This window comes from Nocardia sp. FDAARGOS_372, assembly GCF_002554515.1.
Classification (GTDB): Bacteria; Actinomycetota; Actinomycetes; order Mycobacteriales; family Mycobacteriaceae; genus Nocardia; species Nocardia farcinica.
Map to the genome: position 1 here is coordinate 5,577,988 of NZ_PDDW01000001.1, position 10,037 is coordinate 5,588,024.

Genomic DNA, 10,037 nt, shown 5'->3' on the forward strand with positions numbered 1-10,037 from the left:
ACAGCGGGTTCCGCGCGTCGCGCCGGGGGCCCGGTCCGGATGCCCGGCGGTGTGCGCGGGCAGCGCGATGATCACGGGTTTCGGCGGTGGTAGCGTCGACTGGCGGAGGACGGAATGGCAGAGATGGCGGACGCGCGGGCCGAACTGGACCGCTGGGGCGGCGAACTGCACGAGCGGGTCGCCGAGCTGGTCGCGGTGTGTACTCCCGGCGCCGAGGTGCGTCCGCCGGCGGAGCCACGGGTGGCCGACTGGCACGAGCCGGTGCGCTACCGGCACACGCTCACCGTCCGCGCCACCCGTGATCCCGCGGTATCTCCGGCGACACTGGCCGAGCGGGCCGCCGCCGCCCTGGCCGCCGCGGGCTGGACCGTGCACCGGGAAGCACCCGACGGGCCGGACGGGCCGTTGATCGTGTCCGGCACCCGGCCGGAACTCGCGCTGCGCGTGCGCTTCTCGACCACGTCGACGGTGGTGCTCTATACCGGCGAGACCGCCGCCGTCGCGCTGCGTCCCCCGGCGTCCCTGGACGTGCCGCCCCCGGTCCGCACCGCCGACGACGTCGACGACGGCTATCTGCTCTGCTACGAATGCGCGGGCACCGGCTGGTGCCCGCAGTGCCACGGCCGCGGCTGGGTACCCGACGAACAGCGGGGCAGGCGTCGCTGCCCCGAGTGCTTCGACCGCCGCGTCTGCCCGGTGTGCGAGGGCGCCGGGCAATTGGCGGTCGCCACGCTGACACCGGCCCAGCGCGCCAATTACGGTCACGAGGCATGAGGGGAGCCGCTGTGCCGCAGTCACTTCCGCTCGCCCGCAGCAACGCCGAAGCCAGGGTGTTCCTGCGGTTGCAGCCGTGCCACGTGTGCGGCTCCAAGGACTGTGCGTTCGACAGCGCCGTGCTCCGGGTGGACGGCGAGCTGGTCGGCCGCTACCGCGGCGGCTGCGCGGTGTGCGGAGCCGAGCGGGAATACCTGTTCCGGATCCCCGAACAGGTGCTCGTGCCGCCCGCGGACGGGGTGCGCTTCGGCGACGAGCGACCCTCCCAGCTGCTCGATCCCGGGGTGTGGCTGTGGTATTCCGACCGCTGCGCGCGCCGGCTGCCCGAACCGGGGGCGGCGCTGGACGACTCCCGGCGCCGGACGGCGCGGCACACGCTGGCGACCGCACTCGCGGCCGTCGAGGAGGTGCTCAAGTTCGTACCCGCCGGGGCGAGCGCGGTGCCCCCGGCCGCCTTCACCTCCGTGGACGGGCGCGCGGTCTACGAACGCGAACCCGGCCGGTTCGACGCGGCGCGGCTGGCGGCGCTGCGCGACCACTACGCGAGCACGCTCGCCGGCTGGTAGACCCCGGTCACCATCCCTCGTCGGTGACACCGGTGGCGCGGGCGGCGCGCCAGGATTCGTAGTCCTCGACCGGTTCGGAGCCGGCCGGCATCGGGTCGGCCGTGGGCTGTTCCCGCGCGCTGAGCGGCGCCATCGAGGCGGGCGGGATCGACGGCCGGTGTGATTCGAGGTCGGGCATGCCGTCGATGAGGTCGGAGAGCTTGGGCATGCGCGCCCGCTGCTCGGCGACCGGCGCCAGCAACTCCTGCGCTTTCCGTGCGGCTTCCTTGGCGGCCTCCTGCGCGGCCGCGGTGACGGCGCGGGCGATCTCGTCGTAGTCCAGATCGCCGATGTCGGCGGAGAATCGGGTCTCCAGCACCGCGCCGTCGGCGTTGACCGTCACCTTCACCCGCTTGCCCTGGGCGTAGGCGGTGGCGGTGAGTTCGGCGCGCTGCTCGGCGGCCGTCGCGATGGCGCGCATCTGGGCGGCGAACCCGTCCAGGATGTCGGCGGTGGCGGCCTCGGCGAAATCCTTCGGCATGCGTGCCTCCCGGCGTCAGAAGGTCAGCTTGTTGCCCTGTTCGAGCCGGGCGAGTTCACCGGCGGCCGTGGCCAGCCCGCCGGCGAGATTGTCGAAGGTGGTGGCGATGGTGCGCGCGTTGGTGCTCATCGTGGTGGCGCCCGGACGGAAGCCCTTGGCGTCCTCGCCCTCGGCGAACCGGGTGCCGAACTCGTCGTCGCCCCAGGCCGACGGGCCGGGGGAGGTCGCCGCGTCGGCCGCGTCGGCGATGCGGCGCAGCCGTTCACCGAAGCTCTCCACGTCACCGGCCAGCGCGGACAAGCTCTGCGAGGTCACCTGGACTCTGCCCATCGTGGAACTCCCTCCCGGTTACGCAGCACGTGGAATCGACTGTGCCACAGCCGGAAGGTGAACTCAATATGAACACGGCCGCTCAGAAGCGGATGACGCGTCCCTGCCGCACCAGTTGCAGTCGCCCGTCGCCGTCGACGGCGGTGTAGGGACAGCCGTCGGTGCCCTCGCGCAGTGTCGCGGTCGGGTCGCCGGGGGCGATCCACCGCAGCTTTCCGGACGTCAGCCAGGGCGCCAGGTCGAAGTCGTAGTCGGCGGTGTTCTGCTGGTGTTCGGCCCAGCCGCGCCAGTGGCCGCGCGCGTCGTAGGTGTCGTAGCGCCGGGTGCCCCAGAGGTTCTCCAGGGCGACGTCGGTGGGCCGCGCGGTGCCGAAATAGGTGATGGCCCAGCCGGTGTGGGCGCCGATCGGCAGTTCGACGACGACCGCGCGCACCTCCTCGCGCGCGAGCAATCGGGGGACGACGTAAGGGCGGTCGGGGCCGGGCATGCAGTCGAACGGCGCGGGGGTCACCGGCTCGGACAGCCGGACCGCGCCGCCCATGGCCAGCCAGGTGGGCGGGACCGGATCCACCAGCCGGCGGGTCGGCACGTCGTAATCCCAGTACCAGCCGTCCAGGTCGACCAGGTCGATCGGCCAGGACACCGGCGTGCCGGTGAAGGGGCAGCGCGCGACCACCACGTCGGGAAGCAGTTGCTCGTACTGCTTGTGCACGTCGAACAGCGCGAACACGGCGTCGGGATCGGTGTCGCGCAGCGCCCGCAGCCGCTCGCCCTCGGCGAGCAGTCGAGCGCGTTCGGCGGCGAAGGTGTCGGCGGCCACGGCCCGCGATCCTACCGGCCGCCGGTCACGGTGCGTCCGTGCGGAAGTACAGCACGTGATCGTGGTCGAGCAGCGGCGCGGTCTTGCGCACCTGCCGGATTCCGCTGTTGGGCAGGTAGGTCAGGTTGGCGAAGCTCTGGGTGTTGCCGAAGGCGACGCGCAGCTTGTTCTCGGTGGCGAAGCTGGCGCCGTAGGCGGCCAGCCAGCCGAAATCCAACGGCGCCAAGGGCTGGTCGAGTGTGCTCGTGCCGGGCGGCCTGCCCATCGCCGCGTACTGGGTCGGCTTACCGCCCTCGTACCGGCACAGTTCGTAGGCCTGGTTGTCGGTGGCGGTCACGCTGACGACCGGCCACTGCTGGGACAGCCGCAGTGCGAGCGGATGCCTGCCGACCGGCGCGAGTTCCCAGTTGAGGCTCATCACCGTGATCCAGCCGCCGTAGGACAGATCCACGATGACGATGTCGTCGCCCAGCGCGGTGGCGGGGTTGGGCGTGGCCGCGCCGATGGTCCAGTCGGTGCCCTCGCCGCCGTAACCGGCGGCGTCGACCGGGCGCGCGTCGTCCATCGCGTATGCGGCCACGATGGCGGCCTTGACCTGGGCGATCGCGTCGCGGTCGGGGCAGCGCACGCCGAGCGCGCCGAAGGTGGGGCCGATCTCGACCGGCATGGCGGGCGGCTCGGGGTCCTCACCCGGCGCCAGCGGCCGTAGCCCGACCAGGGCCAGCCGCCAGTTGATCTCCTCGACGGTGGAGAGGTCGCCGGAGGTCTTGCGCAGGATCTGCTGCTGGGTGAGCCGGGCGGCCTGCTCGAGGGTTCGGCAGTCCAGTTCGGTGAGTGCCCGCAGCGATTTCGGGGTCAGGTCCAGGTCACGGATGCCGCAGGCGCGCAACCGGATCTGTAGCCCGGTCGGGGTGAACGAGGCGTACCGCTCGCGGTACATCGACACCGCCAGTTTGCGCGAGCGTCCCACCATCAGCGTGCGCAGCAGGGTGCTCAGGCTCGCCAGGTACTTGCCCGCCAGTTCGGGATGGGCGGCGGCCAGCTCGGCGCGGATGCGGGCGGCGTCCTCGGTGGCCGCCACGGCCGCGTTCTGGTCCAGCCTGCCCAGCCACACCCCGCACTTGCCGAGCCCGTCGGCACAGGTGCCCGCGACGGCCGGGTAGGCCTGCGCGACCTGGCGGTAGGCATGGCAGGCGTTGCGGATGGTGCTCACCGCCAGTTCCCGGTGCCCGGTCTGCCGGGTGGCCTGCTCGAACACGCGCAGCGCCTCCTGCACGTCGCCCGCGTGCCGCGCGGTGACGTGCCCGTGGGTGAGCCAGTGCAACCGGATGCCGACGGCCTCCTGGGCAGGCGCGATGGCCTCCGCCGTCCGGTCGCGCAGCGCGCCGTTGGTTCTGGTCTCGAGCAGGGCTTTCGCCAGTTCGCACAACGAGGCCGCCAGCCGCAGTTCGCTCTCGGCGGTCCGGTCCCGCGCCGCACTGCGATCCGCCGCCACCCGGCGCTCGATCGCGCTCGGTTCCATCGCGATCTTCAACTCCCGCATCACCTTCCGCACACGGTCGTCGATTCGGCCGCACTCGTGCCCGCCGAGTTTGCCACATCCGCCGCCGCGGCGCTGCCGAAGGGGCGAGCCGAATCGGCCGCCACTGGGTGGGACGCACGGTGCGCGCGGCGGTGTTGTTTGGCACACTCCGTCGCAGTCGCAACGAAGGGACAGGACATGGGCGTCTACGCGGTGACCGGGGCCGCCTCGGGCATGGGCAGGGCTGTCGCCGAGAAATTGCGGGCCGAGGGGCACCGGGTGATCGGGGTCGACCTGCGCGACTGCGAGGTGGTCGCGGATCTGGCCACGCCCGCGGGCAGGCGCAGCGCGGTCACGGGGGTGCTGGCCGCCGCCGACGGCAGGCTCGACGGCGCGGTGCTGGCGGCCGGGCTCGGGCCGGTGCCGGATCCGTCCCGGCTGCCGGTGATCGCGGCCGTCAACTATCTCGGTGTGGTCGAACTGCTGGAGGGCTGGCACGGCGCGCTGGCCGCGTCCGGGGCGGCCCGGGTGGTGGTCTTCGGCAGCAATTCGAGCACCACGGTGCCCGGCGTGCCAGCCCGCACGATCCGGGCGTTCCTGGCCGGGGACACCGACAAGGCGGTGCGGACGGTGAAGATCTTCGGCAAGAACGCCGCCCCGTTCGTCTACGCCGGGTCCAAGATCGCGGTCAGCCGCTGGGCCCGCAGGCACGCGGTGACGCGGGAATGGGCGGGCGCGGGCATCCGGCTCAACGTCATCGCGCCCGGCGCCATCCGGACGCCGCTGCTGGAGCGGCAGCTGGCCACCCCGGCCGAGGCGAAGGCGATCAAGTCGTTCCCGGTGCCCACCGGCGGCTTCGGCGAACCCGATCACATCGCCGACTGGGTGCTGATGATGCTCTCCCCGGCCGCGGAATTCCTCTGCGGCAGTGTGGTGTTCGTGGACGGAGGTTCCGACGCCTATCTGCGCGCCGACGACTGGCCCCGTCCGGTTCCGCTGCGTCAGATCGGTTCCTACCTGCGGAAGTTCCGCGGCTTCCGGGCCAGTCGCTGAGTGGCGGTCAGGATTCCAGCAGCAGCGTGACCGGGCCGTCGTTGGTCAGTTCGACGTGCATGTGGGCACCGAAACGGCCGGTGGCCACGGTGGCGCCGAGCTCGCGCAGGGTCGCGGCGAAGGTGTCGACGAGCGGTTCGGCCACCGGGCCGGGCGCGGCGGCCGACCAGGACGGGCGGCGGCCCTTGGCGGTGTCGGCGTAGAGGGTGAACTGGCTGACGACCAGGATCGGGGCACCGAGGTCGGCGGCGGAGCGCTCGCCGTCGAGGATCGCAGCCGCCAGAGCTTGTCGGCCAGGGCGCGGGCGGTGGCGTCGTCGTCGCCGTGGGTCACGCCCACCAGCGCGACCAGGCCCTGCGGGTTCGGCTCGATCCGGCCGACCACCTCGCCGTCCACGGTGACCTGCGCGGATGTCACGCGCTGCACGAGTACACGCATGGCAACGATCATCCCATCGCCGCGGCCGGCCGCTCGGCGCCGATCGTCGTTCCGTGGAAGGTCAAGAGCGGCAAGGTCTTCGACGTCACTCGGCTGTCGTGCGTCACCGGGGTGCCATAGACTCGTCACCACCCGGGGCTAGGGTGCCCGCGACGGGAGTCGTCGGTGGCGGATCGAGGAGCGTTGGCGTGGGTGCGGAATCGGCGTGGTCGGGACTGGCGGGGGCACGGAAGGTCTCGGTCTGGCCGGACGCGGCGCTGCAGAGCGCGAATGCCTGCTCGGACATGATCGCGGCCATCAAGGGATACAAGAATCTCTACGACGGGCAGGGCCTCGGCAAGTTCACCGGGGCGCAGTTCGGTGGTCTCGACTCGGGTGGGCGGCTGGCCACGGCGTTCAACGACCGCGCCGTCGACATCTATGAGCAGTTCGACAAGCACATCGAGACGCTCACCGACCTGGTGGAGCTGTTCAAGGCGGCGGGCGCGGCCTACAAGGGCACCGACCACCAGTCCGGTGACACGTTGCGCAGGCTCGGCGAGGTGGTCGGCGATCCCGCCGCGAAGAACATCCCCTGGACCAAACCCGACCAGAACGCGCAGAACGGGAAGTTCTACTTCCCCAAAACGATGCTGAACGACAGCGAGCCCGCGGTGCCGAAGGGGCTCAGCCAGCCACCGCCCGCCGTGCAGTTCGCCCCGGTGACCGTGACGGTCAAACCGGAGGAGCCGGAGAGCATGTCCTGGTCGGAGCTGTACGACCTCGGGCAGAAGATCGATGTGTGGCCGCTGATGACGGTCGCCCCGATCTGGGGTGAGATCGCCGACAAGTCCTACGACGCCGCCTACGATCTCTACCGCAAACTCCAGGTCATCACCACCGACAGCTGGCGCAGCGACGGCGCCGACCAAGCCGTCCAAGCCATCGGGAAATACGCCGAGAGCGTGGTCGCGCTGAGCCGCGGCATCCAGGTGATGGAGACCAACATCGAGTACACCGCCGACTGGTTGCACCGGACCAAGACGGAGATGCCGTCGCAGCCGGAGAAGCCGTGCGGTGGGCCAAGCCTGGGCGACTACCAGGCCGAGTTCGGCAAGTACTACGTCACCGGGGCGTTGCAGTCGGAGAAGTCGTTCCCGATGGTGAGTGATCCGCCCGGTCCCGGCGCGCCGCCGCCACCGCCGCGGACGGACGACCCGGGCAAGGGTGACCCGCGCGGTGACGGTCCGCGCGGTGACAATCCGGGCAACGGCAACCCGGGGTCGGGTACCCCGGGTTCCGGGAATCCTGGTTCCGGTAACCCGGGTTCCGGTAACCCCGGCTCGGGTAAGCCCGGTTCCGGCAATCCCGCCCCGACCCCGACCCCGACCCCGTCACCCGCGCCGACCGCGCAGACACCGCAGATCCCCGGTGCGGGCGACCCCAACGCCACACAGAACCCGACCGGCACGCCCGCACCCGGATCGACCGGCACCGGCACCGGACAGAGTCCCACGGGTCAGCGCGACACCGGCCAGGGAGTGCCGATGCTCAGCGCCCTGACCTCGGCGATGTCGTCCATGCTGCCCGCCCTCGGCCAAGCCGTCCCGGCACTGGCGCAGGCGCTGCCCGGTCTCACCCAGGCACTGCAACAACTGCCCCAGCAGCAGGCCGCGGCCGCGGGGGTCGACACCGGTGCGCTGGCCCAGCTGTTCGACCGGTTCCCGGAGCTGCGCACGATCCTGGCCGACTCGCCGCAACTCGCCGAACTCATCGCGGCCCACCCGGAACTGCGACCCCTCGGGGATCTGCTCGGCATTCCTGCAGGGCCACAATCCATCGAGCCGCAGGCCGCCGAGCCGCAGACGACCGAGTCGCAGACCACCGGACAGAGCACCGCGCGGCCCGCCGAGACCTCGGGGACGCCCGCGCCCGCGGATTCCGGCGGTTCGCGGCTGTTCCCGCGCGCGGCGCTGCCCGACACCTCGTTGGCCCCGTTCCCGACCCCGGGCGTGCCCGCGGATCCCGGTGTCGCGGTCTCCGCGGGCCCGTCGCGCGCGGCGGCCTACGAGTCCGGTGCCGGCTGGACCGTGCCCGGCGTGGTCGCCGGGTCCACGCCGGGTGAGCCGCTGGTCCGGCAGAGCACCGACGGCGTGGAACAGGAAGCGGTGGACGAGGATTCGCTGCACTACGCCCGCCCCGTGGTCGAGTCGTGAACCGCACCTGGGAGTTCACCGATCTCGAGTTCCGCGTGCTGTGCGAGCGCTACGGCGACAGCCGTATCCCGGAACCGCTGACGTACCTGGCGCGCATCCGTTACGCCGAGGACTACGACCGGGCCAAGTTCGAGGTGTGGGAACGGTTGCGGGCCACCGCGGATCCGGACTTGCGCGAGATCATCCCGATCCTGATCCGGCCGGAAGTATCCGTGCGGGTGCTCACCTGGTACGACCGCGGCCGCGACGACCCCGCGCTGTGGGTGCGGGCACGCGGCGGGCGCACCGGGGCCCGCGGCTACCTGGTGGTGCAGAAGCCCGGTGAGACCGTCGAGCACAGCGGCGGGTACGTCATCCACGACTGCGGGCCGCGCGGTTTGGCCGAGGCGATCGTGCGCCTGCTGCCGCCGGGAGTGGAGGCGGGGCGCGCGGGCAGCATCCCGGTGGTCGCCGAGCACGTCGACGATCTCGAGAGTTACGGCGGCGTCCGGTCGCTGGTCACCGACGACCGGGACGATTCCGGGATCGCCCGCAGCCGTCGGTTCTTCGAGACGCCGGCCGAGCGCACCGGCGCCGTCACCGTGCATCAGGGCCACTCCCGGTACGGGCCGCGCGGCATCATCGAACACATCCTGCTGTGGCGCGACCTGCCCGGCGACGGCCGCTACGTCATCGAACTGCCCTCGGCGGCACCGATGGCGGTCGGCATGGGCCGCAAATGGCTGACCAAGAAGATCGACGATGCGGTGGAGACCATGCTCGACCGCACCGAGAGCCACTGGGAGCTGCGCGGCTGAGCGCCCGCATGCCCGCAGCGCTACCGAACCAGGTGCCGTCGAACCAGGTGCCACCGAATCACGTTGTGCCACCGAACGTCAGCCGGGCGGCACCTCGCGTTCACGTTGGCGATACCGGGCGGTCGCCCGCCGCTGGCACGGTCGAATCCACGCACGCGCTTTCGAGGAGCGAACATGGGTGTGGAGAACTATCCGCCGTTGCTGGACAAGGCGGCGCAGAAGACCGGTGAGGTCAGGGACCGGATCAACGCCGTCCTGACCACGCTGTCGGCCTCGCTGGCCGGCCGTGGCGCGCCGTGGGGCAACGACAAGATCGGGGACCAGTTCACCCAGGGCGAGAACGGCTACTTCGTCTCGCGGGAGAACCTGACCACCAGCGCCGCCAACATGGCCACCACGTTCGACAACTTCAGCACCTCGCAGACCGACGCCGCCTTCCACCTGCGCACGATGGACCTCGGCAACGGCGACCAGTACCGCACCTGAACGGGTCGCACCAGCGCATGAGCAACGAATACGCCAAGGCCGAGATGCTCTCCGTGCTCGACGAGGTCCGGCAGCAGATGCGGATGATCGGGCGCCTGCAACAGGAGCGATCCCGGCTGGTCGCCAGCGCGACCGTCCGCAAGCAGGTGACGGTCACCGTCAACGCCGACGGAGTCGTCATCGAGACCAAGTTCGGTTCCGGCATCGAGGATCTCGGCTACCCCGAGATCGCCAAGGCGGTGACCGAGGCCGCGCAGCAGGCCGCCGCCGAGGTGGCTCGACGCGGCCAGGATCTGCTGGCGCCCCTGCAGGATCGGCGCGCGCGGCTGCCCAAGATCTCCGACCTGGTCGAGGGGATGCCCGACCTGAACGCCGAGATCCCGGCGCCGCCGCCGGTGTCGACCGCACCGCCCGCCGCCCGGCAACGGTCCGTGGTCGACGACGACGACAGCTCCGCCCTGCGGTTCGAGGACGTGGAGGCGATCGATCCGGCCCGGCACGACCGCGGCGTCACCGACTCCGGTTGGTGAGCCGGG

12 protein-coding genes and 1 pseudogene are annotated in these 10,037 nt (G+C 71.7%); 8 read left to right on the forward strand and 5 right to left on the reverse strand.

Translation table 11 applies throughout. The annotated features are described in order from the left end of the window. Nucleotides 1-114: 114 nt before the first annotated feature. Nucleotides 115-774, forward strand: a complete 660-nt coding sequence (locus CRM89_RS26055) for a hypothetical protein (RefSeq protein ID WP_127516316.1) — start codon at nt 115-117, stop codon at nt 772-774. After that, nucleotides 771-1,340, forward strand: a complete 570-nt coding sequence (locus CRM89_RS26060) for a hypothetical protein (protein ID WP_086839522.1) — start codon at nt 771-773, stop codon at nt 1,338-1,340. The genes CRM89_RS26055 and CRM89_RS26060 overlap by 4 nt, the downstream gene beginning before the upstream one ends. Before the next feature lie 7 nt (nt 1,341-1,347). Here CRM89_RS26060 and CRM89_RS26065 read toward each other — a convergent pair whose 3' ends face one another. From CRM89_RS26065 to CRM89_RS26080, 4 genes are all read right to left on the reverse strand, one after another. Further along, complete coding sequence (locus tag CRM89_RS26065; protein WP_011207332.1) at nt 1,348-1,860, reverse strand: YbaB/EbfC family nucleoid-associated protein; 513 nt, start codon at nt 1,858-1,860, stop codon at nt 1,348-1,350. Nucleotides 1,861-1,875: 15 nt separating this feature from the next. Continuing rightward, nucleotides 1,876-2,190, reverse strand: coding sequence for a PE domain-containing protein (locus CRM89_RS26070; protein WP_011207333.1), 315 nt, complete (start codon nt 2,188-2,190; stop codon nt 1,876-1,878). Nucleotides 2,191-2,272: 82 nt separating this feature from the next. Continuing rightward, complete coding sequence (locus tag CRM89_RS26075) at nt 2,273-3,010, reverse strand: hypothetical protein (RefSeq protein WP_011207334.1); 738 nt, start codon at nt 3,008-3,010, stop codon at nt 2,273-2,275. Between the two features lie 25 nt (nt 3,011-3,035). Continuing rightward, nucleotides 3,036-4,553, reverse strand: a complete 1,518-nt coding sequence (locus CRM89_RS26080; RefSeq protein WP_082668733.1) for a hypothetical protein — start codon at nt 4,551-4,553, stop codon at nt 3,036-3,038. Nucleotides 4,554-4,730: 177 nt separating this feature from the next. Here CRM89_RS26080 and CRM89_RS26085 point away from each other — a divergent pair, with 177 nt between their 5' ends. Further along, a complete protein-coding gene (locus CRM89_RS26085; RefSeq protein ID WP_011207336.1) occupies nt 4,731-5,585 on the forward strand; it encodes an SDR family oxidoreductase in 855 nt (284 codons plus the stop codon). Between the two features lie 7 nt (nt 5,586-5,592). Here the strand turns inward: CRM89_RS26085 and dtd are convergent. Beyond that, nucleotides 5,593-6,023 (reverse strand): annotated as a pseudogene (gene dtd, locus CRM89_RS26090) (D-aminoacyl-tRNA deacylase). On the opposite strand from dtd, the gene CRM89_RS31160 reads away from it, so the two are divergent. The 5 genes from CRM89_RS31160 to CRM89_RS26110 all read left to right on the forward strand — a co-directional run bounded on the left by CRM89_RS31160 (nt 5,910) and on the right by CRM89_RS26110 (nt 10,031). Then, nucleotides 5,910-6,143 carry a hypothetical protein gene (locus CRM89_RS31160; RefSeq protein WP_172964412.1) on the forward strand — a complete coding sequence of 78 codons (234 nt, stop codon included), beginning with the start codon at nt 5,910-5,912 and terminating at the stop codon, nt 6,141-6,143. The pseudogene dtd and the gene CRM89_RS31160 overlap by 114 nt on opposite strands. Before the next feature lie 68 nt (nt 6,144-6,211). After that, entirely contained in the window at nt 6,212-8,218 is a 2,007-nt protein-coding gene (locus CRM89_RS31890) for a pentapeptide repeat-containing protein (RefSeq protein WP_228822121.1), read from the forward strand. Then, on the forward strand, nt 8,215-9,015 hold the full coding sequence (locus CRM89_RS26100) for an ESX secretion-associated protein EspG (protein WP_098086548.1): 801 nt from the start codon (nt 8,215-8,217) through the stop codon (nt 9,013-9,015). Before CRM89_RS31890 ends, CRM89_RS26100 begins: the two co-directional genes overlap by 4 nt. Before the next feature lie 174 nt (nt 9,016-9,189). Beyond that, nucleotides 9,190-9,501: a hypothetical protein gene (locus CRM89_RS26105; RefSeq protein ID WP_060593123.1), complete on the forward strand. Its 312-nt coding sequence runs from the start codon at nt 9,190-9,192 to the stop codon at nt 9,499-9,501. Between the two features lie 17 nt (nt 9,502-9,518). Further along, nucleotides 9,519-10,031 (forward strand): YbaB/EbfC family DNA-binding protein, encoded by a 513-nt coding sequence (locus CRM89_RS26110; RefSeq protein WP_228822122.1) that lies wholly within the window; start codon nt 9,519-9,521, stop codon nt 10,029-10,031. The last annotated feature ends 6 nt before the right edge of the window (nt 10,032-10,037 follow it).

Bases quoted from the DNA above. Each gene is read 5' to 3' on its own strand.
- CRM89_RS26055 (WP_127516316.1), top strand. From the start codon at position 115: ATGGCAGAGATGGCGGACGCGCGGGCCGAACTGGACCGCTGGGGCGGC.
- CRM89_RS26060 (WP_086839522.1), top strand. From the start codon at position 771: ATGAGGGGAGCCGCTGTGCCGCAGTCACTTCCGCTCGCCCGCAGCAAC.
- CRM89_RS26065 (WP_011207332.1), bottom strand. From the start codon at position 1,860: ATGCCGAAGGATTTCGCCGAGGCCGCCACCGCCGACATCCTGGACGGG.
- CRM89_RS26070 (WP_011207333.1), bottom strand. From the start codon at position 2,190: ATGGGCAGAGTCCAGGTGACCTCGCAGAGCTTGTCCGCGCTGGCCGGT.
- CRM89_RS26080 (WP_082668733.1), bottom strand. From the start codon at position 4,553: ATGCGGGAGTTGAAGATCGCGATGGAACCGAGCGCGATCGAGCGCCGG.
- CRM89_RS26085 (WP_011207336.1), top strand. From the start codon at position 4,731: ATGGGCGTCTACGCGGTGACCGGGGCCGCCTCGGGCATGGGCAGGGCT.
- CRM89_RS26105 (WP_060593123.1), top strand. From the start codon at position 9,190: ATGGGTGTGGAGAACTATCCGCCGTTGCTGGACAAGGCGGCGCAGAAG.
- CRM89_RS26110 (WP_228822122.1), top strand. From the start codon at position 9,519: ATGAGCAACGAATACGCCAAGGCCGAGATGCTCTCCGTGCTCGACGAG.